The sequence below is a fragment of the Micromonospora globosa genome (assembly GCF_000717585.1).
Taxonomy (GTDB): domain Bacteria; phylum Actinomycetota; class Actinomycetes; order Mycobacteriales; family Micromonosporaceae; genus Micromonospora; species Micromonospora aurantiaca.
The window spans coordinates 27,759-49,578 of sequence record NZ_JNZR01000032.1 but is presented as its reverse complement, the minus strand read 5'-3'; the positions used below and the strand labels follow the sequence as shown (position 1 = coordinate 49,578).

Genomic DNA, 21,820 nt, shown 5'->3' with positions numbered 1-21,820 from the left:
TACGCGTATCGAAGGAGGCCCCCGCTGAGCAGCAAGCACCCCGCCGCCGTGCTCTTCGACATGGACGGCACCCTGGTCGACAGCGAGAAACTGTGGGACGTCGCCTTGCAGGAACTGGCCGCCGTGTACGGCGGTGTCCTGTCCGAGGACGCCCGCCGCGCGATCGTCGGCACCGGGATGGCCGACGCGATGCGGATCGTGCACGACGACCTGGGCCAGCCCGAGCGGGACGTGCAGGAAAGCGCCGACTGGATCAGCGCCCGGATCCTGGACCTGTTCCGCACCGGGCTGCGGTGGCGTCCGGGCGCGCTGGCGCTGCTGCGGGCGGTACGGGACGCCGGCATCCCCACCGCGCTGGTCACCTCCAGCGGCCGGTCCCTGGTCGAGGTGGCCCTGGACACGCTGGGGCGGGACAGCTTCGGCGCGGTGGTCTGCGGCGACGAGGTGGACTCGGCGAAGCCGCACCCGGAGCCGTACCTGACCGCCGCGCGTCTGCTGGGCGTGCCGGTCGAGCGGTGCGTGGCGATCGAGGACTCACCGACCGGGGTGGCCAGTGCGCTCGCCGCCGGGGCGGCGGTGCTGGCCGTACCGGCCGAGGTGCCGCTGGCGCCCGCCGACGGCGTACACCAGGTGGAGAGCCTGCTCGCGGCGGACCTGGAGCTGCTCGCGGCCCTGCTCAATCGTTAAGAAGGGCCCCTTCTTATGCGCGAGGCGTTAAGAAGGGGCCCTTCCTTTCACGTCAGTCGTGGGCGATGGCGCCCAGGACGTTGATCCGCGCGGCCCGGATCGCCGGCAGCACCGCGGCGACCACGCCGATGATCGCGGCCAGGATCAGGAACGTCACCATCTGACCCCACGGCAGGACCAGGTCGGTGATGCCCTCGTCCTTGAGCGCCTCGACCACCGCCGCGCCGAGACCGGTGCCGACCACCACGCCGAGCAGTGCGCCGAAGATGGAGATCACCACCGCCTCGACCGTGATCATGCGCATGGTCTGGGCGCGGCGCAGGCCGATCGCCCGCAGCAGGCCCAGCTCGCGGGTCCGTTCCAGCACCGACAGCGCGAGCGTGTTGATGATGCCCAGCACGGCGATCACGATGGCCAGCGCCAGCAGGATCTGGATCATCTGGAGCAGGGAGTCCAGCTGGCCGGTCTGCTGCTCGATGAACGCGGCCCGGTCGGCCACCGACACCTCGGGGCTGTCCGCCAGCAACCGCTCGACCTGCGGCTGCACCGCGTCCACCGACGTGCCGGGGGCGAGCTGCAGGAAACCCTGGATCGGCTGCGGGATGGCGAAGTCCGCGGCGGCCTGCGGCGGCAGCGTCACCGGGTTGGTCAGCTGCGAGCTCTCGTAGATGCCGCTGACCGTGTAGGTGCGGGCGTCGCCGCGGGACAGCTGCACCGGCACCGTCGAACCGACGCTGAGGTTGCGTGCCTTCGCGGTGTCGGAGCTGACCAGCATCTGGTCCGGCGCCAGCTTGCTGATGTCACCGGCGGTGGCCTTCGCCCCGAAGATCTGCTGGAGCGCGGCCACGTTGCTCGACACGGCCACCCAGGTCCGCTCGCCGCCGACCACTGCCATGTCGCCGTACTCGCCGTCGACCATCTGGACGCCCGGGATCGTGGCGGCCTTCTCCAGCACCGCCGGGTCGAAGCTCGCCGGGCGCGGCCCGGACGACGCCCCGGAGATCACCAGTTCCGCCTTGATGGTGTCCTCGGCCAGCGCGCCGATGCTGCCCTTTGCCGAGTCCAGGATCACCGTCACGCCGGTGACCAGGGCGATGCCCACCATCAGCGCGGCGGCGGTGATCGCGGTGCGGCGCGGGTTGCGGCCCGAGTTGAGCCGGCCCAGCTTGCCCGGCACCGACCAGGAGAAGATCGCGCCGAGCAGCGAGACCACCGGCCGGCTGATGATCGGCGTCAGCAGCGCCACGCCGATGAACGCGAACAGTACGCCGCCGAGGATGGTCGCCAGGGTGCTGTCGCCGGCGTGCCCGCCGAGACCGAGGAACAGCAGCACCGCGCCGATGCCGGTCACCACCGCGCCACCGATGGTGACCTTGGTGAGCGGCCGGTCCGGCGTGGCGACGTCCTGCATCGCGGCGATCGGCGGGATGCGCGAGGCGCGCACCGCCGGCAGCAGCGCGGCGATCACCGTGATCAGCATGCCGACCGCGAACGCGCCGATCACCGCCGAGGCCGGCACACCCAGCCCGGCCAGGGTGAGACCCCCGGCGAGCTGACCGAACAGGTACGCCAGCAGCGCGCCCACGCCGATGCCGGCGGCGAGCCCCAGCACCGAGGCGATCAGGCCGACCGCGAGCGCCTCCAGCACCACCGAGCCGATGACCTGCTTGCCGCTGGCCCCGATCGCGCGCATCAGGGCCAGCTCACGGGTGCGCTGAGCCACGATGATCGAGAACGTGTTGAGGATCAGGAACGTGCCGACCAGCAGCGCCACCGCGGCGAACCCGAGGAGGATCTTGTTGAAGAACGACAGCCCCTCCTTGAGGCCGGCCGAGGCGTCGGCGGCGAGCTGCTCGCCGGTCTTGACCTGGTAGTCGGCGCCCAGGGTGCGGGCCAGCTCGTCGCGCAGCGCGGCCGGCGTGGTGCCGTCGGCGGCCTGGACGCTGACGTTGCTGAACACGTCCGGCTTGCCCAGCATCAGCTGCTGCGCCACCGGGGTGGTGAAGTAGACCTCGTTGGCGCCACCGATCGAGTCCCGGCCGCCGCTGTAGCCGAACACGCCGACGAGCGTGAACTCCTTCTTCGGGGCGAGCGTCAGCACGCCGACCCGGTCGCCGACCTTGACCTTGCCCGCCTCGGCCAGCGCGGTGTTGATCACGATCTCGTCGTCGGCCTGCGGCGCGCGGCCCTCGCGGATCTCCACCAGGTCGCTCTCACCGAGCCAGTTCTGGCCCAGCTGCGGCGGACCGAACGAGGTGACCACCTTGCCGTTGCTGCCGATCATGCGGGCGCCGTCGGCGGCGACCACGCCCTCGGCGTCGGCGACGCCGGGCACCGCCTTGATCCGGTCGAGCACCGACGCCGGCATCGGGGTGCTCAGCGGCATGCCCTCCGTAGTGGAGACGTCGATCTTCGGCTTCGCCTCGACGCTGACGTCGACCTCGGCGTACGCGTCGGCGAAGACCGCGTCGAAGGACCGCCCGAGCGTGTCGGTGAGCACGAACGCGCCGGAGACGAACATGACGCCGAGCACCACCGCCAGGCCGGACAGCAGCAGGCGCAGCTTGCGCGCCAGCAGGCTCTTGAGCGTTGCCCGCAGCATCAGTTGCCCACCTCGACCGGGGCGTCCAGCTTCTTCATCGTGTCCAGCACCGTCTCGGCGGTCGGCTCGATCAGCTCCGAGACGATCTGCCCGTCGGCGAGGAAGACCACCCGGTCGGCGTAAGCGGCGGCGGTCGGGTCGTGCGTGACCATCACGATGGTCTGGCCGTGCTCGCGCACCGAGTTGCGCAGGAACTTGAGCACCTCGGCGCCGGAGCGGGAGTCCAGGTTGCCGGTCGGCTCGTCCGCGAAGATCACCTCGGGGCGGGCGACGAGCGCCCGGGCGCACGCCACGCGCTGCTGCTGGCCGCCGGAGAGCTGAGCCGGGCGGTGCCCGAGCCGCTCCCGCAGGCCGACCGTGTCGATCACCGTGTCGTACCAGGCCGGGTCGGGCTTGCGCCCGGCGATCGACAGCGGCAGCAGGATGTTCTCCTGCGCGGTGAGCGTGGGCAGCAGGTTGAACTGCTGGAAGATGAAGCCCACCTTGTCCCGGCGCAGCTTCGTCAGACCCGCGTCGTTGAGACCGGTCACCGTCGTGTCGCCGATCATCACGGTGCCCTTGGTCACCGTGTCCAGACCGGCGAGGCAGTGCATGAGTGTGGACTTGCCGGAGCCGGACGGCCCCATGATCGCGGTGAACCGGCCGCGTTCGAACTCGGCGGTCACCCCCCGCAGCGCGACGACCTGCGCCTCACCGCTGCCGTACACCTTCCACACGTCGTTCGCCCGGGCCGCGGCCTGCTCTCGGCCTACCGTCGCGGTCACGTCATCTACCTCTTCCGTATGTCGTTCTCATGCCGCACCGCCCCCGCTGGCCGGTGCGGCGGAATCCATCCTCGGGGTCGCGAGCCCGAAAGCCCTCCGACCTGGGGTGGAATCCGCGCCGATCTTCCGGTGAGGGTCGACCCCCATCCGGGCTCAGGGTGACCCCTGACCGGCAGGCGACGCCGACGTCAGGGCCTGACCCCGCGTGATGGTCAACACATCAGCCCCGCCGCTGGTCACGGTAGGCGACCCGCGCCACCTCAGCCGCCGGGACGGACCAGGCCCGTCTCGTACGCGAGCACGACCGCCTGGACCCGGTCGCGCAACCGTAGCTTCGTCAGCACATGACCGACATGGGTTTTCACAGTGGTCTCGCTGACCGACAGCAACCGGGCGATCTCCGCGTTGGACAGTCCACGCGCCATGTGGGTGAGCACCTCGCGCTCCCGGTCGGTCAGCGGCTCCAGCGCTCGCGCCGGCGCGGCGGCCGGGTCCGGCAGCACCTGGGCGAAGCGGTCGAGCAGCCGGCGCAGGATGCGTGGGGACATCACCGCGCCCCCGGCGGCCACAGTGCGGATCGCGGCGACGAGATCCTCGGCCGGCACGTCCTTGGTGAGGAAGCCGCCCGCCCCGGCCCGCAGCGACCCGACGACGTGTTCGTCCTGCTCGAACGTGGTGAGCACGAGCACGCGGACCGGCAGCCGGGCCGACACGATCGCCCGGGTGGCGGCCACTCCGTCCAGGCGCGGCATCCGGATGTCCATCAGCACCACGTCGGGCAGCAGCCGCCGGGACAGCTCCACCGCCTCCACGCCGTCGCCGGCCTCACCCACCACGTCGAGGTCGTCCTCCGCGCCGAGCACCATCCGGAATCCGGTACGCAGCAGCGGCTGGTCGTCGGCGAGCAGAATCCGCACCGGCCGGGAGACGGCGCCCTCGGTCATGCATCCCCCTCGTCGTCCGGTCGGCGGTCCGGCCGGAGCCCGCCGGCACGCGCCCGCGATCCATCCAGCGCGAACCGGGCCGCGGTAACCACCGTAGAGGGCGCCGGCCGCCCGGTCGCCGATCAGGCCGCCCCGATCCCGCGGGTTGGCCGGGCTCTGCGCGCCGGCCCTCACGGGATCCCGGGGCGCCCTGCGCGCACGGCCCTGACGGGATCGCGGGGCGGTCTGCGCGCACGGCCCGCGCGGGATCGCGCACGGCCCGCGCGGGATCGTGGGCGGTCTGCGCGCACGGCCCGCGCGGGATCGCGGGGCCCACGGTGACCCGGCGCCGCATTCGTCCCAGAGTGGCCCGGCACCCGATTCCGCCCCGCGGTGACCTGACACCGGAATCGCCCAGATCGGGGAGCGCCGCGCGGCGGCTCGGCGAGCCCGTCCCGGCCGGTGGTGCACGCCCCGCATGATCGACCCCACTTCGCCGAGGTGGCTGCATCCCACCCCTATCGACCCCGCCACCTCCCCGAGGTGGCGTCACGCCCCCGTCGACCCCGCCACCTCGGCGAGGTGCTGCGTGCCCGGTCACCACCGATGGTGATCCACACCTGCTCGGGGAGGTTGCGGCATCATGCACCCGTCGACCCCGCCACCTCCCCGATGTGGCTGCGTCCCACCCCCGTTGACCCCGCCACCTCCCCGATGTGGCTGCGCCCCACCCCGTCGACCCGCCACCTCCCTGACCTGGGTGCATCCCGCCCCGTCAACCTCGCCACTTCGGTGAAGTGGTCCGGGTGCCCGGTCGCCACCGATCGTGATCCACACCTGGTCGGGGAGGTTGCGGCATCACGCACCGCTCGATCCCGCCACCTCCCCGAGGTGGCGCGCATGCCCCCAGACGGCGGGAAGTGGGCGGTCGCGCCCGCTCAAACCGGTGTACGCGGCAACGGTCCTGCCCGCGATGGCGGCTGTGGTGTCCACGTGGCCGCCCGCCTCCACCCCGACACGGATCGCGGCCGGACAGTCGTGCGGCAGCGTGGCGGCGACCCAGCCGCAGGAGCCCTGCCCGTCGAATGCGGACGCGGCAGCCACCGGCCACGGCGTGCCGGTACGGATCAGCCGCAGCACCGTCACCGCGCCCGGCCCGTACCCCCGGGTGTGGGCCGCAGCGCCGCGCGAACGCCAACGCCAGCCGGTCCCGGTCGATCCGTCCCCCGCCGGCCAGCCCGGCCACCACCGAACAGGCCATCTCGGTGTCGTCGGTCCACTCCCACGGCGCTCTGCGCGCCGGTCCCGCATCGGGCTCGGACGCGCTCCCCGCGCCCGAGCCGCGTGCGGGATCGCGGGCGCTCCGCGCGCCGGTCCGCACGGGACCGCGGGCGCTCTTGTGTGCGGTTACGGTCCGAACGGGTGGATTGACGGCGGGTACGGCTGGGCATCACCGGCGTGCGCGGGATCGAGTGTCGATCCGGGCACCCTCCGGCCAGGCGTCAGCCCGGGCACCCTCCGGCGGGAGCGGAGGTCACTCGTCGGCGCCGGGCGCCACCGGGCGGGAGCGGGCGTCCACGAGCGGGTCGGGCGCGGCGGCGGCCACCGGGAACGGCGGCGGCGTCCCGCCGTAGCTCGGGCACAGCGCCTGGTGGTTGCACCAGTCGCACAGGCGGCTCGGCCGGGGACGGAAGTCCTGCCGGGCGGTGGCCTGCTCGATCGCCCGCCACAGCGCCACCACGGTGCGCTCGAAACGCACCAGCTCGTCGGCGTCCGGCGCGTAGTCGCAGACCTCGGCGTCCTTGAGGTAGAGCAGGCGCAGCACGCGCGGCACCACGCCCCGGGTGCGCCACAGCACCAGGGCGTAGAACTTGAGCTGGAACAGCGCGCGCGCCTCGAACGCCTCGCGCGGCGCCCCGCCGGTCTTGTAGTCGACCACCCGCAGCGCGCCGTCCGGCGCGACGTCGAGCCGGTCGAGGTAGCCCCGGATGAGAAGTTCGTCGTCCACCACCGCGGAGATCAGCGCCTCGCGCTCGGCCGGCTCCAGCCGGCGCGGGTCCTCCACCGCGAAGTAGCCGTCCAGCAGCGCCGTCGCCGACCGGAGGAACTCCTGCGGCCCGACGGCGTCGCCGTCGGCGAACAGCGTCGCCAGCTCCGGCTCCTCGGTGACCAGCCGGTCCCACTGCGGGGCGACCAGGTCACCCGCCGACTCCGGGGTGCGCGCGGCGGCCGGCAGGTCGAACAGCCGCTCCAGCACGGCGTGCACGAGCGTGCCCCGGGCCTGCTCGACGGTCGGCCGCTCGGGCAGCCGGTCGATGCTGCGGAACCGGTAGAGCAACGGGCAGGTCTTGAAATCTGCCGCCCGCGACGGCGACAACGAGGCCCGCACGGTGACCGGCGCCGGTGCCGCCGTCTGGTCGCCGTGACTGTCGATCATCGGTTCCGCCGTCATGACCGGAAGGTTAGGGCACGCGTGTGACAGGGCCGGCGTCGCCGCACCGAAGCATGATCGGGATCGCGGCGCCCTGGGTCGTCCCCGGCTGCGGGGCTCGCCGAAGCTCAGCTCACGTAGCATCGGGCCGGTGCAGCAGCGGAGCCGAGGACCCCGCCGGCCGGGGCTCAGCCTCGGCCGGGTCCTCGGGGTGCCGCTGCGCGTCGACGCCTCGATGCTGCTGCTCACCGTCGTGGTCACGGTGCTGTACGCGGCGCTGGCCCGCCGCCAGCTCGACCTCGGCCCGCTCGGCGGCTACCTGGTCGGCCTCGGCTTCGTGATCTCCCTGCTCGGCTCCGTGCTGCTGCACGAGCTGGGCCACGCGCTGACCGCCCGCCGGTACGGCATCGGTGTGCGGGGGATCACGCTGGAACTGCTCGGCGGCTACACCGAGATGGACCGCGACGCCCCCAGCCCCCGGGTCGAGCTGCTGATCTCCCTGGCCGGTCCGGCCGTCTCCGCAGTGCTCGGCGCCGGCGCGGTCGCCGCCACCCTCGCCCTGCCCGCCGGCACGCTCGGCCACCAGCTCGCCTTCCAGCTCGCGGTCAGCAACGTGGTGGTGGCGATCTTCAACAGCCTGCCCGGCCTGCCGCTGGACGGCGGCCGGGCGCTGCGCGCCGCCGTGTGGGCGCTCACCCGCGACCGGCACCGCGGCACCGAGGTGGCCGGCTGGGTGGGCCGGGCCGTCGCGCTGGGTACGCTGGCGCTGGTCGTGGTGCTCACCATGCGCCGGGCGCTGGCCCCGCTGGCCCTGCCGCTGCTGCTGCTCGTCGCGCTGACGCTGTGGCGCGGCGCCGGCCAGTCGATCCGGATGGCGCGCATCGGCCGCCGGCTGCACCTGGTCGACCTGGCCCGGCTGGCCCGCGCGGTACTGCCGGTGCCCGCCGGCACGCCGCTGGCCGAGGCCCAGCGCCGCCGCGACGAGGCGGGCACCCCCGAGGCGGCGCTCGGCGTGGTCGACTCGGCCGGCCGTACGGTCGCCCTGGTCGACCCGGCCCGCGTCGCCGCCGTACCCCCGGAACGGAGGCCGTGGGTCGCGGTGGACGAGGTGGCCCGCGACCTGTCCGCCGTGCCGGCCCTGCCGCTCGGGGCGGACGGCGAGCGGGTGCTGGAGACCGTGCGTACCCACCCGGGCGCGCAGTACGTCGTGACGGCAGGCGAAGATGTGGTCGGCGTGCTGCACATCGCGGATCTCGCCCAGCTCCTGGAACCCGAACGGAAGACGAACACGTGACCGCAGAGATCTCCACCGTCCCGGCGTTGCCCCCGGTCCACCGCGGGCCGTTCCGGCCGGGCGACCGGGTCCAGCTGACCGACCCGAAGGGCCGGATGCACACCGTGACGCTGGAGCCGGGCAAGGAGTTCCACACCCATCGCGGGATCCTCAAGCACGACACCCTGATCGGCCTGCCCGACGGCAGCGTGGTCACCACCGCCGGCGGCGGCACCGCGTTCCTGGCGCTGCGGCCGCTGCTGTCGGACTACGTGCTGTCCATGCCGCGCGGCGCCCAGGTGATCTACCCGAAGGACTCGGCGCAGATCGTCGCCATGGGCGACGTCTTCCCCGGCGCCAAGGTACTGGAGGCCGGCGCCGGATCCGGCGCGCTGTCCTGCTCGCTGCTGCGGGCCGTCGGCACCGAGGGTGAGCTGCACTCGTTCGAGCTGCGCGACGACTTCGCCCAGATCGCCCGCCGCAACGTCGAGGCGTTCTTCAACGGCCCGCACCCGGCCTGGAACCTGCACGTCGGCGACGTCGCCGACTGCGCCGAGACCGGATTCGACCGGATCATCCTCGACATGCTCACCCCGTGGGAGATGCTCGACATGGTCGAGCGGGCACTCGTGCCCGGCGGCGTGCTGATCGGCTACGTGGCCACCACCCCGCAGCTGTCCGAGCTGGTCGAGGCGCTGCGCGAGCGCGGCGGCTGGACCGAGCCGCGCGCCTGGGAGTCGCTCGTGCGCGACTGGCACGCCGAGGGGCTCGCCGTCCGACCGGACCACCGGATGATCGCCCACACCGCGTTCCTGGTCTCCGCGCGCAAGCTCGCCCCCGGGGTCACCGCGCCGCCGCGGCGGCGCAAGCCCAGCAAGGGCGCCGAGGCGTACGCGCAGCGCCGCGACGCCCTGCGCGCCGCCGCCGCGGCCCGCGCGGCGGAGGAGCCGGAGCAGTCCTGACCCCCGCCGCGCGCCCGCGCGCGCACGGGCGGATCATGTGTGCCGGTGGGGACGACACCTGAGCGGGTGGAGACGGTGGCATGAGCGAGCGGATCGGGGCGCGCGTCGGGCGGCGCGCCCGTGCCGGTGACCGGAACCGACGGCGGCGCCGCGGCGCGGGTCGGCGGGAGGCGGCGTGAGCAACCCCGGCTACGGCAACGGCGACCTGCCCGCCGTCTTCCCGGACTGGTCGCCCTACACCGACCTGGAGTCGGCCGCGCGGGCGTACCTGCGCGACCCGGACATCGCGCTGGAGGCGCTCGACGGCGTGCTGCGCGGCGCCTCAGTGCTCGGTTTCACGCTGGAGCGCTTCGTCAACGAGGTGAACGGCGTGTGGCAGGAGGTCGTCGTCTGCGACGGCAGCCGGCTGGTGCTCTGGCACGGCGAGGACGTGCCGCCGGGGGAGGGGCCGCCCGGCGCGATGACCTCGTCGCTGCGGGTGGTGCCGCTGTCCACCGTCACCGAGGTCGGCTGCCGGCGGCGGCTCATGCGCGCCGACAACGGCACCGTACGGGTCGACAGCATCGACGTGTACCTGCTGCTCAGCTCACTGGACGAGGCACCGCCCAGCGACGAGGCGATCGGCGCGCCCCGGCACGACGCGCTGCGATTCGGCAAGACCCTCGACGACGGCGGGGCCGGGCAGATCGCCCGGCTGGAGGAGTTCGCCCGGCTGGTCGCCTCGGTGGTCGGCCGGCCCCTGCTCTGAGGCGGACGCACGACGGGCCGGGGACCACACGTCCCCGGCCCGTCGTGTCCGTCTCCGCCTCAGTCCTCGGCCTCCGGGCCGGCCACCTCGACGCCGTCGCTGCCGCGCACCACGTGGATGCACTCGCCCGGGCACTCCTTCGCGGAGTCGATCACCTCGAGGCGCAGGTGCTCCGGCACGTCCACCCGGGCGCCGGGGGCCTGCCGCAGCTCGCCGTCGGGGCCCTTGACGTACGCCAGGCCGTCGACGTCGAACTCGAAGACCTCCGGCGCGTACTGCACGCAGAGCCCGTCACCGGTGCAGAGATCCTGATCCACCCAGACCTGCAACTGGTCGGTCGCGACGTCGGTCACGAAGCACCCCCCATGTTCTCCCGTCCCACGCTCCGACGGTACCCGAACGCCCGTACCCGCCCCGCGACCAGCCCTTCGCGATCAAGCTTCGGTGACGAGCGCGTTGCTGTGGACCGAATCGGGCTCATAGCGGCTAGTGTTAGGTCAGAACGTTCAAGCCCCCCGGGGAGGTGGGACGTGGCACGCAGCGACGACGCGGACTCGCGCGCCGCACGGTGGGAAAAGGAAGCCCACGATCTCTCCACGCAGGTCGCGTTCCTGCAAGAGGAACTCGCTCTGGTGCGGCGCAAGTTGACCGAAAGCCCTCGACACGTCCGGCAGCTCGAAGAGCGGCTGGCGGCCACCCAGGCACAGTTGGCGCGGCTGACCGAGAACAACGAGCGGCTCGTGAGCACCCTCAAGGAGGCTCGCGCGCAGATCGTGACGCTCAAGGAGGAGATCGACCGGCTCGCCCAGCCGCCGAGTGGCTACGGCGTCTTCCTGGCCAAGCACGACGACGGCACGGTGGACGTGTTCACCGGCGGGCGCAAGCTCCGCGTCGCCGTCTCGCCCTCGCTGGAGGTCGACGAGCTGCGCCGGGGCCAGGAGGTCCTGCTCAACGACGCGCTCAACATCGTCGACGCGTTCGGCTACGAGCGGGTCGGCGAGGTGGTGATGCTCAAGGAGATCCTGGCGGGCCCCGAGGGCGCTCCGGGTGACCGGGCACTCGTGGTCTCGCACTCCGACGAGGAGCGCATCGTGCACCTCGCCGAGACCCTGATCGGCAGCGCGATCCGGGCCGGCGACTCGCTCATGATCGAGCCCCGCTCGGCGTACGCGTACGAGCGGATCCCGAAGAGCGAGGTCGAGGAGCTGGTCCTGGAGGAGGTGCCCGACGTCGACTACGAGGACATCGGTGGCCTCCAGGCGCAGATCGAGCAGATCCGCGACGCGGTGGAACTGCCCTTCCTGCACTCCGACCTGTTCCGCGAGCATCAGCTCCGGCCGCCGAAGGGCATCCTGCTCTACGGCCCGCCCGGCTGCGGCAAGACGCTCATCGCCAAGGCGGTGGCGAACTCGCTGGCCAAGAAGATCGCCGAGCGGGAGGGGAAGGATCGGCACACCAGCTTCTTCCTCAACATCAAGGGCCCCGAGCTGCTCAACAAGTACGTCGGCGAGACCGAGCGGCACATCCGGCTGATCTTCCAGCGGGCGCGGGAGAAGGCCGGTGAGGGCACTCCGGTGATCGTGTTCTTCGACGAGATGGACTCGGTGTTCCGCACCCGCGGCTCCGGCGTCTCCTCCGACGTGGAGAACACCATCGTCCCGCAGCTGCTCAGCGAGATCGACGGCGTGGAGGGCCTGGAGAACGTCATCGTCATCGGCGCCTCCAACCGGGAAGACATGATCGACCCGGCGATCCTGCGCCCCGGCCGGCTCGACGTGAAGATCAAGATCGAGCGGCCGGACGCCGAGGCGGCGAAGGACATCTTCTCCAAGTACATCCTCGCCGGCCTGCCGCTGCACGCCGACGACCTGGCCGAACACGGCGGCGACGCCCAGGCCACGGTCGCGGCGATGATCGACGCGGTGGTCCTGCGGATGTACTCCGAGACCGAGGAGAACCGGTTCCTCGAGGTCACCTACGCCAACGGTGACAAGGAAGTCCTCTACTTCAAGGACTTCAACTCCGGCGCGATGATCCAGAACATCGTCGACCGGGGCAAGAAGATGGCCATCAAGGAGTTCCTCACCTCCGGCCGCAAGGGTCTGCGCCTGCAGCACCTGCTCGACGCCTGCGTCGACGAGTTCCGCGAGAACGAGGACCTGCCCAACACCACCAACCCCGACGACTGGGCCCGCATCTCCGGCAAGAAGGGCGAGCGGATCGTCTACATCCGCACGCTCGTCTCCGGCGGCAAGGGCGCCGAGGCCGGACGGTCCATCGAGACCGCCAGCAACACCGGCCAGTACCTGTAGTCCGACCCCCTCGACGAAGGCCCGTGGCGTACGCGCCACGGGCCTTCGCGCGTACCCGGGGAAGCCGCCACACCGGACCCGGCGCTGCCGCCACGCCCCCTCGGCGCGTCACGCCGACTACGCTCGACGTGACGGGGACCGGGACGGCGAGCGGAGCGGGCAGGTCGATGAGCGTTAGACGGATCATGGGCACCGAGGTCGAGTACGGCATCTCCGTGCCCGGTCAGGCCGGAGCCAACCCGATGGTCACCTCCTCCCAGGTGGTCAACGCCTACGGGGCGCGGCCGGAACTCAACCGGGGCGGCCGGGCCCGCTGGGACTACGAGGAGGAGTCGCCACTGCGCGACGCCCGGGGGTTCACCTACTCCGGCGCCGCGTACGACCCGGCCGAGGCGCTCGCGGACGAGGATCTCGGGCTCGCCAACGTCATACTCACCAACGGCGCCCGCCTCTACGTCGACCACGCGCACCCGGAGTACTCCACACCCGAGGTCACAAACCCCCTTGACGTGGTGCGGTGGGACAAGGCGGGGGAGCGGGTGATGGCCGAGGCGTCCCGCCGCGCCGCGACCATCCCGGGCACCCACCCGATCCACCTGTACAAGAACAACACCGACAACAAGGGCGCGAGCTACGGCGCGCACGAGAACTACCTGATGCGCCGGCAGACGCCGTTCGCCGACATCGTGGCGTACCTGACGCCGTTCTTCGTCACCCGGCAGATCGTCTGCGGCGCCGGGCGGGTCGGCATCGGCCAGGACGGCGGCCAGAGCGGTTTCCAGATCTCCCAGCGGGCCGACTTCTTCGAGGTCGAGGTGGGACTGGAGACGACGCTCAAGCGGCCCATCATCAACACCCGCGACGAGCCGCACGCCGACGCCGACAAGTACCGCCGGCTGCACGTCATCATCGGCGACGCCAACCTCTCCGAGATCTCCACGTTCCTCAAGGTCGGCACCACCTCGCTGATCCTCGCCATGATCGAGGAGAAGGCGCTCGGCGCGGACCTGGGCATCGCCGACCCGGTGGCCGAGCTGCGCGCGGTCAGCCACGACCCGTCGCTCAAGCACCTGATGCGGATGCGCGACGGCCGCAGGCTCACCGCGCTGGACGTGCAGTGGGCGTACCTGGAGCGGGTGAGCTCCTTCGTGGACGACCGCCACGGCAAGGACGTGGACGCGCAGACCGCCGACGTGCTGCGCCGCTGGGAGAGCGTGCTGGACCGGCTCGGCCGGGACGCGTTCGAGTGCGCCGACGAGCTGGACTGGGTGGCCAAGCTGCGGCTGCTGGAGGGCTACCGGGAGCGGGAGAAGCTCGCCTGGGGCTCGCACAAGCTGCAACTGGTCGACCTCCAGTACTCCGACGTGCGGCCGGAGAAGGGCCTCTACCACCGTCTGGTGCAGCGCGGCTCGATGAAGACGCTGCTCACCGACGAGCAGACGCGCACCGCGATGACCGAGCCGCCGGAGGACACCCGGGCCTACTTCCGGGGCCGCTGCCTGGACCGGTACGCCTCCGAGGTGGTCGCCGCGAGCTGGGACTCGGTCATCTTCGACGTGGGCCGGGAGTCGCTGGTCCGGGTGCCGATGATGGAGCCCGAGCGGGGCACCCGCGCGCACGTCGGCGAGCTGTTCGACCGCTGCGAGAGCGCGAAGGATCTGCTGGAGACGCTCACCGGCGGGTGACCCCGATGCCGGAAGGCCCGCCGGGTGCCGGAAACGGGCACGCGACGGGCCTTTCGTCGCTCCCGCGAGGTAAGTTGATCGCAGGCGATCGTGGAGGAGGCACCACCATGGCGACGCAAGAGGGTGGGCAGACCCAGTCCGGCAAGTCCCGCGAGGAGGTCGAGGAGGTCACCGCGGAGGCCAACCCCGAGGTGGCCGAGCGGCACGCCGAGATCACCGAGGACGTGGACGACCTGCTCGACGAGATCGACTCCGTCCTGGAGGAGAACGCCGAGGAATTCGTGAGAGGATATGTGCAGAAGGGGGGTCAATGAGGCTTATGTCCGATTTGCCGGAGGCGTCGGACAAGCTTTGCCCCCAGTGTCGCCGCTCGCTTCCCGCGTCGGCGTTCCACCGTAATCGGCGTCGTCCAGACGGTCTGGCGTTCTACTGCAAGACGTGTGCCGCTGCTCGCTCAGAGGCGAGTCGCCGGAAACGTGGCATCGCGCCGCAGCGAAGGGCTGCCGTGCCGGTAGCGGACGGCCTCAAGTGGTGCCCCGACTGCGAGCAGATCAAGCCCGTAGACGATTTCCCCCGAACGACCAACGCCAGCGGTCGGCACAGCTACTGCAAGCCGTGCCACATCGCGCGTGGTAACGAGAGCAAGCAGCGGCTCTACGGTGGCAATCGCGAGTACCACCTGCGTCGTCGGTACGGGGTCGGGGAGAAGGAGTTCCAGGAGCTCCTGGCCGAGCAGGGCGGCGTCTGCGCGATCTGCCGGCGCCCCGATCCGGAACATCTGGACCACGATCATCGCACCGGATGGGTGCGCGGGATACTCTGCTTCAACTGCAACGGTGGTCTTGGTCAGTTCAAGGATGACTCCGACGTCCTGGCCAGGGCGATCACGTACCTGAGAGGAACCACGTGGCAGCGGGTTTTGATCCATCCGGGCGTCTTCCAGATGTGTTCACCAACGCGGGGACGTCCTCCTTCACAGCGTTCCTGAGCAAGGTGGCCCCCGAGATGCTGCCCGGCCGTCGGCCGCTGCCGCCCGGCATGGCCGCCGACATGGCGCCGCACGCGACCACCATCGTGGCCATCTCGGCCGCCGGCGGTGTGGTCATGGCCGGCGACCGGCGCGCCACGATGGGCAACCTGATCGCCCAGCGCGACATCGAGAAGGTGCACCCGGCCGACGCGTACTCGCTCGTCGGCATCGCGGGCACCGCCGGCATCGGCATCGAGCTGATGCGACTGTTCCAGGTGGAGCTGGAGCACTACGAGAAGATCGAGGGCGCGATGCTCTCGCTCGACGGCAAGGCCAACCGGCTGGCGTCGATGATCCGCGGCAACCTGGGCGCGGCCATGCAGGGCCTCGCCGTGATCCCGCTGTTCGCCGGCTTCGACCTGGCCGCGAGCGACCCGCAGCGGGCCGGGCGGATCTTCAGCTTCGACGTGACCGGCGGCCCGTACGAGGAGACCGGTTACGACGCCATCGGCTCCGGTTCGCTGTTCGCCAAGTCCGCGCTGAAGAAGCGGTTCCGGGCCGGCCTGTCGGTCGAGGACGCGACGCGGCTGGCGGTCGAGGCGCTCTACGACGCGGCGGACGACGACACCGCCACCGGCGGCCCCGACCTGACCCGGCGGATCTACCCGGTCGTGATGACCGCGACCGCCGAGGGCACCCACCGGCTCACCGGCGCCGAGACGGCGGCGATCGCGGAGAGCGTGGTGTCCGGCCGGATGGAGAACCCCGGCGGCTGAGGCCGCTCCCACCGTCCACCGAGTCAGCAGTCCCGCAGAAGGAGAACCGCCGCCGTGGCCATGCAGTTCTACGCCTCGCCCGAGCAGATCATGCGCGACCGCTCCGAGCTGGCCCGCAAGGGCATCGCCCGGGGCCGCAGCGCGGTGGTCCTGAGCTACGAGGGCGGGGTGCTCTTCGTCGCCGAGAACCTGTCCAGCACGCTGCACAAGGTCAGCGAGATCTACGACCGGATCGGCTTCGCCGCTGTCGGCCGGTACAACGAGTTCGAGAACCTGCGCCGCGCGGGCGTGCGGATGGCCGACCTCAACGGGCTCAGCTACGACCGCCGGGACGTGACCGGCCTGGCGCTCGCCAACGCGTACGCGCAGACGCTGGGCGCGATCTTCACGGAGCAGTCGAAGCCGTTCGAGGTGGAGATCTGTGTGGCCGAGGTGGGCGCCACCGCCGAGGACGACTCCCTCTACCGGGTGACCTACGACGGCTCGGTGAACGACGAGCCGGGCCGGATGGCGATGGGCGGTCAGGCCGAGGCGATCAGCGGGGTGCTGAAGAACGAGCACCGGCCGGAGATGTCGCTGTCGGAGGCGGTCCGCGCCGCCATGAAGGCGCTGAGCAGCGTCGGCGGCGAGGGCGGGGCGGCCCGCACGATCGCCGCGAACCAGCTGGAGGTGGCGGTCCTGGACCGGCGCCGGGTGGGGCGTACGTTCCGGCGGGTGACCGGCGCGGCGCTCACCGCGCTGCTGGAGGGCGACGCCGAGGCCGACACCGCGCCCGCGCCGGGCCGGGCGAAGACGCCGACCGTGCCGACGGAGGAGGCGAAGAAGCCGACCACGTCGGCGGGTTCGGCCGATCTGGAGGGCAACGCGGAGGACAAGCCCGCCGAGTGACGACCGTCGCGGACCCCGCCACCTCGCCGAGGTGGCGGGGTTTTTCGCGTACGGATGCCGCCACCTCGCCGATCTGCGCGGGGGAGATCGCAAGCGGCGAGCGTCGGCGCTGCCCATCGGAGGCTCCGGGCGGCTAATGTCTCATCATGGAGCGGCGAATCTTCGGCCTCGAAACCGAGTACGGCGTCACCTGCACCTATCGCGGGCAACGCCGACTGTCCCCCGACGAGGTCGCGCGGTACCTGTTCCGGCGGGTGGTGTCGTGGGGCCGGTCGAGCAACGTGTTCCTGCGCAACGGCGCCCGCCTCTATCTCGACGTCGGTTCGCACCCGGAGTACGCGACTCCGGAGTGCGACTCGGTGACCGACCTGGTGGCACACGACCGGGCCGGTGAGCGGATCCTGGAGGGCCTGCTCGTCGACGCGGAGAAGCGGCTGCACGACGAGGGCATCGCGGGCGAGATCTACCTGTTCAAGAACAACACCGACTCGGCCGGCAACTCGTACGGCTGCCACGAGAACTATCTGGTGTCCCGGCACGGCGAGTTCGGCCGGCTCGCCGACGTGCTCATCCCGTTCCTGGTCACCCGGCAGTTGATCTGCGGCGCGGGCAAGGTGCTGCAGACGCCGCGCGGCGCTGTCTACTGCCTGTCCCAGCGGGCCGAGCACATCTGGGAGGGTGTCTCGTCGGCGACCACCCGCAGCCGGCCGATCATCAACACCCGCGACGAGCCGCACGCGGACGCCGAGCGCTACCGCCGGCTGCACGTGATCGTCGGTGACTCGAACATGAACGAGGTCACCACGCTGCTGAAGGTCGGCACCGCCGACATCGTGCTGCGGATGATCGAGGCCGGCGTGGTGATGCGGGACCTGACGCTGGAGAACCCGATCCGGGCCATCCGCGAGGTGTCGCACGACATCACCGGCCGGCGCAAGGTGCGGCTGGCCTCCGGCAAGGAGGTCTCGGCGCTGGAGATCCAGCAGGAATACCTGGCCAAGGCGACGGAGTTCGTGGAGCGCCGGGGCGGCGACCAGACCGCGAAGCGGGTGGTCGACCTGTGGGGCCGGGTGCTGCGCGCGGTCGAGACCGGCGACCTGGACCCGGTGGCCCGCGAGATCGACTGGGTCACCAAGCTGAAGCTGATCGAGCGTTACCAGCGCAAGCACGACCTGCCGCTGTCGCACCCGCGGGTGGCGCAGATGGACCTGGCCTACCACGACCTGCGGCGCGGGCGCGGCCTGTACGGGCTGCTGGAGCGCCGTCGTGAGGTGGACCGGGTGGCCACCGACCCGGAGATCTTCGAGGCGAAGGAGACGCCGCCGCAGACGACCCGGGCGCGGCTGCGCGGCGAGTTCATCCGCCACGCCCAGGAGAAGCGGCGCGACTTCACCGTGGACTGGGTGCACCTGAAGCTGAACGACCAGGCGCAGCGCACGGTGCTGTGCAAGGACCCGTTCCGGGCCTACGACGAGCGGGTGGAGCGGCTGATCGCCAGCATGTGATCGTGCGGGCGGCCGGTGCCCGGCACCGGCCGCCCGTCCACAGGTACGCTGGCGTCGCGATGAACACTTCCGAATCCGCCGGTGGGTCCGGCCGCGAGACGTCCTCGGACCGTGACGGCACCGAGAAGCTCAACTGGATCGACCGCCGGCGGGAGAAGATCCGCGCCGAGATCGAGCGCAACAGGCGCGGCGACTACATGGTGCCGACCTGGGTGCTGGCGGCGGCGCTGGTGCTGATCGTGGGCGCCTGGCTCGGGCTGATCCTGTTCCTCGGCTGAGTTCCGGGCCGGTCAGTTGTACGGCATCCGGGGGAACCAGCCGAAGCCGAACAGCGCAGGCACCCGCACGTCCCAGTAGACGACTGTGAAGACGCCGAGCGCGACGAGCAGCGCTCCGGTGACCACGGCGGCGCGGCGGGGGTCGGCCATCCATGCGAGGAAGCGTCCCCGGCTGATCGCCACGGCGACCGCGAAGACGACGGTGACGAGCACGATGTTGCCCAGCGACTGGAGCGTGAACGCCAGCGCTCCGTAGAGCGGGTTGCCGGTGTCGACGGCCCAGTGGAACAGCTTGTTGAACATCGGGTAGGGCCGGCCGACGAGGAAACCGCCGACGAGCGCGCCGATCGTCACCACCCGGGCGACGGGCCGGTGCGCGAAGACGTCCGGCACCAGCTTGAGCGCGGCGAGTCCGAGGTAGGTCAGGGCGAGTCCGATGACGCCGAAGACGACCGACGACTGGATGAGGCGTACCGGGACGCCGCCGACCACGTCGGTGGACAGCTGGGGCAGCCGGTCGCCGGCCAGCACGCCGACGACGCCGTAGCTCGCCGAGACGGCGACCATGCCGAGGGTCAGCCAGCCGACCGGGCGCAGCAGGGCACGCAGCGCCGGCCGGGTGCCACCGGCCGGGTCGGCGCCGGAGACCTGGCTCATCGGCCCGACCGAGGCCGCGACGGCGATGTTGCAGGCGGTGAAGGTCCCGGCGAAGCCGGAGACGAAGGCGAAGAGCAATCCGGCGACGGTGCCGGTGATGGCGGTCTCCTTGGCGTCGTGGCCCAGCACGGTGTTCGCGACGTTGTCGCCGATGACCTTGTCGACCAGCTCGAACGACCACAGGACGGCCAGCAGCACGCCGGCTGCCGCGCTGACCAGGGCGAGTCGGAGCCGGTGCCGGGGGCGATGGGGGGAGATCCCGGCGTCGGGGGTCGCGTCCGGGAACTGTCGCAGTGCCATGAGGGGCCTCCTAAACGGCGGCCGCACGCGTTCCCCGGGCAGCCGGGAACGACGCCTGTCAGTGGGGAGTGGTGGGGCCGGAGTCGAGTACCCGGCAAGTATGGGGAGGCCGGGCAGGGCCCTGGTTCTTCCATCATGCTGACCTGTCTCCGGCGTCTTCTCCGGCGCCGGCGGTGACGGCACTCTGGACGGCGAGGCCGCCGGCACCGCCGGCACGGACAGGGAGCGTGACGTCATCGCACACATCGATCTCGGGCTGGACGAGAAGGCACATCCGGGCATCCGAGGGCCGTTGCGGTTCCGGCCGGATACGGCGAAGCCGCTGGGCGAGCTGGCGGAGGTGCTGCTGCGCGCGCCGCATCCCACGCTGACGCCGGGCGAGCGGGAGCTGATCGCGGCGTACGTCTCCGGCCTCAACGACTGCGACTTCTGCTGCTCGTCGCACGCGGCGTTCGCCGCCGCACAGCTGCCCGCCGGGATGCCGTTGGTCGACCAGGTGCGCGCGGACGTCGGCACGGCCCCGGTCGACGCCAGGCTGCGGGCACTGCTGCACATCGCCGCCGCGGTGCGCCGCAGCGGCCGGGAGGTCACCACCGAACTGGTCGAGGCGGCCCGCGCGGAGGGCGCCACCGACCTGGAGATCCACGACACGGTGCTGATCGCCGCCGCGTTCTGCATGTTCAACCGCTACGTCGACGGTCTGGGCACCTGGACGCCGCGGGATCCCGAGGCGTACGCGCGAGCCGCCGACCACCTCGTCGCGAACGGTTACCTGGCGATCTGACGGCGGCGCGGCTCAGCCGAGCAGGCGGGCCGCGTGCCGGCCGGCGGCGGCGGCGGCCAGGAAGTAGGCGTGGTCGGCGTCCAGGCCCCGGCCCATCGTGGACAGGCCGCCCGGGGTGGCCCGCAGCGCCGCGTCGAGGCCGTCGGCAGGCACCGTGACGATGCGGTGCCGGTCGGCCAGCGGCGTCAGCGCCGCGGCGACCTCCGCGGCCAGGCCGGGGGCGAGGCCGTCCGGCACGACCAGCTCCGCGGGGGCCAGCGCGACCCGGCCGTACGCGGTCAGGCTGTGGTGGGAGACGCCACGGTGCCGGGGGCGGGCGTCGGCGTCGGAGATGCGCAGCGAGCCGACCGGGCGCCCGCCCAGCGTGGCGACCGCGTTCACGGCTTCGCCGACCGCGACGCCGGAGAAGCCCCAGCGGGTGCCGGTGCCGAGGTTGCCCGGCCCCTGGGCGACGATCGTCAGGTCGGCGTCGAGCACGTGCCGGGCGGCGAGCAGGCCGCTGTGCAGTGTGCTCGCCTCCAGGTCACCGCCGAACGCCTGGCCCACGCTGACCGTGCCGGCGAGGTGCCCGGACAGCCCGGCCAGGGTGCGGGAGAACCAGGCCGGCAGCGCGCCACCGTCGGTCAGCACGTACGCCACCCGGGCGTCGGGCGCGTCGGCGTGTACACCGGCCAGGATCGCCGGCAGCGCGGAGTGCAGATCGGCGGTGACCACCGGCATGCCGTCGACCGAGTCCGCCGCGGCCAGCCGGTCGTGGTGCGGCGACGCCTCCTCGTCCACGCCGAGGAGGATCGGTTGCAGCGGCGTGTAGCGGGCCTTGACCAGGTGCCCGGCGTCGCGGCTGTCACCGGCCTGCGGCGGGTCCGGCGGCAGCCGGTCGGGCAGCGCCACGACCAGCGCGTAGCCGCCGGTGCCGAGGCCCATCAGCAGCGCGCCGGCGTTGAGCAGCACCCGGTCGCCGGGTTCGGGCTCGCCGACCAGGGCCGGGTAGGCCAGGGCGCGCATCCGGGCGCCGTCGGGCAGGTCGACGTCGAGTTCGACAGCGCCGGCCCACCGTCGCCGTACCGCCGTGACCGTGCCGGACCGCCATCGCACCATGCGGTGCACCGTATCGGCCGCCGCCGGGACGGCCCCCGGGCGGGTCAGGGGTTCCGGTCGTCGACCGGGCGGCCCGCCTCGTCCTGGGTGGTGCGGGCGGTCCGGCCGGCCGAACCGGACCGGACCGGGTGGGGTCGAGGAAGACGTACGCGATCTCCGGGAAGTGCCCGGTGAGCC

At 72.2% G+C, this 21,820-nt stretch carries 20 protein-coding genes and 1 pseudogene; 13 read left to right on the top strand and 8 right to left on the bottom strand.

Annotated elements, in window-relative coordinates:
• Positions 1-48 precede the first annotated feature (48 nt).
• Positions 49-687, top strand: a complete 639-nt coding sequence (locus tag IF06_RS0125500; protein WP_030274014.1) for an HAD family hydrolase — start codon at positions 49-51, stop codon at positions 685-687.
• Positions 688-739: 52 nt separating this feature from the next.
• Here the strand turns inward: IF06_RS0125500 and IF06_RS0125495 are convergent, their stop codons facing one another.
• The 5 genes and pseudogenes from IF06_RS0125495 to IF06_RS0125475 form a co-directional block, all read right to left on the bottom strand.
• A complete protein-coding gene (locus tag IF06_RS0125495) occupies positions 740-3,289 on the bottom strand; it encodes an ABC transporter permease (protein ID WP_030274012.1) in 2,550 nt (849 codons plus the stop codon).
• Positions 3,289-4,053, bottom strand: a complete 765-nt coding sequence (locus tag IF06_RS0125490) for an ABC transporter ATP-binding protein (protein ID WP_013476954.1) — start codon at positions 4,051-4,053, stop codon at positions 3,289-3,291. The genes IF06_RS0125495 and IF06_RS0125490 overlap by 1 nt, the downstream gene beginning before the upstream one ends.
• 260 nt (positions 4,054-4,313) lie before the next feature.
• Positions 4,314-4,997, bottom strand: coding sequence for a response regulator (locus IF06_RS0125485; RefSeq protein WP_013286098.1), 684 nt, complete (start codon positions 4,995-4,997; stop codon positions 4,314-4,316).
• A gap of 837 nt (positions 4,998-5,834) precedes the next feature.
• Positions 5,835-6,357 (bottom strand): annotated as a pseudogene (locus IF06_RS33245) (ADP-ribosylglycohydrolase family protein).
• A 153-nt stretch (positions 6,358-6,510) separates the two neighbouring features.
• Positions 6,511-7,428 carry a RecB family exonuclease gene (locus tag IF06_RS0125475; protein ID WP_030274008.1) on the bottom strand — a complete coding sequence of 306 codons (918 nt, stop codon included), beginning with the start codon at positions 7,426-7,428 and terminating at the stop codon, positions 6,511-6,513.
• A 214-nt stretch (positions 7,429-7,642) separates the two neighbouring features.
• On the opposite strand from IF06_RS0125475, the gene IF06_RS0125470 reads away from it, so the two are divergent.
• The 3 genes from IF06_RS0125470 (at position 7,643) to IF06_RS0125460 (ending at position 10,390) form a co-directional block, all read left to right on the top strand.
• Complete coding sequence (locus IF06_RS0125470; protein WP_151014987.1) at positions 7,643-8,701, top strand: M50 family metallopeptidase; 1,059 nt, start codon at positions 7,643-7,645, stop codon at positions 8,699-8,701.
• Positions 8,698-9,642: a tRNA (adenine-N1)-methyltransferase gene (locus IF06_RS0125465; RefSeq protein ID WP_013476951.1), complete on the top strand. Its 945-nt coding sequence runs from the start codon at positions 8,698-8,700 to the stop codon at positions 9,640-9,642. The genes IF06_RS0125470 and IF06_RS0125465 overlap by 4 nt, the downstream gene beginning before the upstream one ends.
• A 175-nt stretch (positions 9,643-9,817) precedes the next feature.
• Positions 9,818-10,390, top strand: a complete 573-nt coding sequence (locus tag IF06_RS0125460) for a hypothetical protein (protein ID WP_013476950.1) — start codon at positions 9,818-9,820, stop codon at positions 10,388-10,390.
• A 59-nt stretch (positions 10,391-10,449) separates the two neighbouring features.
• On the opposite strand, the gene IF06_RS0125455 is transcribed toward IF06_RS0125460, so the two are convergent.
• Complete coding sequence (locus IF06_RS0125455) at positions 10,450-10,743, bottom strand: ferredoxin (RefSeq protein WP_013286103.1); 294 nt, start codon at positions 10,741-10,743, stop codon at positions 10,450-10,452.
• 177 nt (positions 10,744-10,920) lie between these two features.
• Between IF06_RS0125455 and arc the strand changes: the two genes are divergently transcribed.
• From arc to IF06_RS0125415, 8 genes are all read left to right on the top strand, one after another.
• Positions 10,921-12,702 (top strand): proteasome ATPase, encoded by a 1,782-nt coding sequence (arc, locus tag IF06_RS0125450; protein ID WP_013286104.1) that lies wholly within the window; start codon positions 10,921-10,923, stop codon positions 12,700-12,702.
• A gap of 167 nt (positions 12,703-12,869) precedes the next feature.
• Complete coding sequence (dop, locus tag IF06_RS0125445; RefSeq protein ID WP_036311545.1) at positions 12,870-14,387, top strand: depupylase/deamidase Dop; 1,518 nt, start codon at positions 12,870-12,872, stop codon at positions 14,385-14,387.
• A gap of 107 nt (positions 14,388-14,494) precedes the next feature.
• Entirely contained in the window at positions 14,495-14,701 is a 207-nt protein-coding gene (locus IF06_RS0125440) for a ubiquitin-like protein Pup (RefSeq protein WP_013286106.1), read from the top strand.
• On the top strand, positions 14,698-15,375 hold the full coding sequence (locus tag IF06_RS33240) for an endonuclease VII domain-containing protein (protein WP_332259023.1): 678 nt from the start codon (positions 14,698-14,700) through the stop codon (positions 15,373-15,375). Before IF06_RS0125440 ends, IF06_RS33240 begins: the two co-directional genes overlap by 4 nt.
• A complete protein-coding gene (gene prcB, locus IF06_RS0125430) occupies positions 15,294-16,133 on the top strand; it encodes a proteasome subunit beta (protein WP_030274000.1) in 840 nt (279 codons plus the stop codon). Before IF06_RS33240 ends, prcB begins: the two co-directional genes overlap by 82 nt.
• A gap of 54 nt (positions 16,134-16,187) precedes the next feature.
• Complete coding sequence (gene prcA / locus IF06_RS0125425; protein WP_013476947.1) at positions 16,188-17,021, top strand: proteasome subunit alpha; 834 nt, start codon at positions 16,188-16,190, stop codon at positions 17,019-17,021.
• A gap of 146 nt (positions 17,022-17,167) precedes the next feature.
• The gene (gene pafA, locus IF06_RS0125420; protein WP_013286109.1) at positions 17,168-18,526 is read left to right on the top strand and encodes a Pup--protein ligase; all 1,359 of its coding nucleotides are present in this window, start codon (positions 17,168-17,170) and stop codon (positions 18,524-18,526) included.
• 59 nt (positions 18,527-18,585) lie between these two features.
• A complete protein-coding gene (locus IF06_RS0125415; RefSeq protein WP_030273997.1) occupies positions 18,586-18,804 on the top strand; it encodes a hypothetical protein in 219 nt (72 codons plus the stop codon).
• A gap of 12 nt (positions 18,805-18,816) precedes the next feature.
• Here IF06_RS0125415 and IF06_RS0125410 read toward each other — a convergent pair whose 3' ends face one another.
• Complete coding sequence (locus tag IF06_RS0125410) at positions 18,817-19,761, bottom strand: hypothetical protein (RefSeq protein ID WP_030273995.1); 945 nt, start codon at positions 19,759-19,761, stop codon at positions 18,817-18,819.
• 235 nt (positions 19,762-19,996) lie between these two features.
• On the opposite strand from IF06_RS0125410, the gene IF06_RS0125405 reads away from it, so the two are divergent.
• The gene (locus tag IF06_RS0125405; protein ID WP_013476945.1) at positions 19,997-20,545 is read left to right on the top strand and encodes a carboxymuconolactone decarboxylase family protein; all 549 of its coding nucleotides are present in this window, start codon (positions 19,997-19,999) and stop codon (positions 20,543-20,545) included.
• Between the two features lie 12 nt (positions 20,546-20,557).
• Here the strand turns inward: IF06_RS0125405 and IF06_RS0125400 are convergent, their stop codons facing one another.
• Entirely contained in the window at positions 20,558-21,643 is a 1,086-nt protein-coding gene (locus IF06_RS0125400; protein WP_030273993.1) for a DUF3866 family protein, read from the bottom strand.
• Positions 21,644-21,820 lie beyond the last annotated feature (177 nt).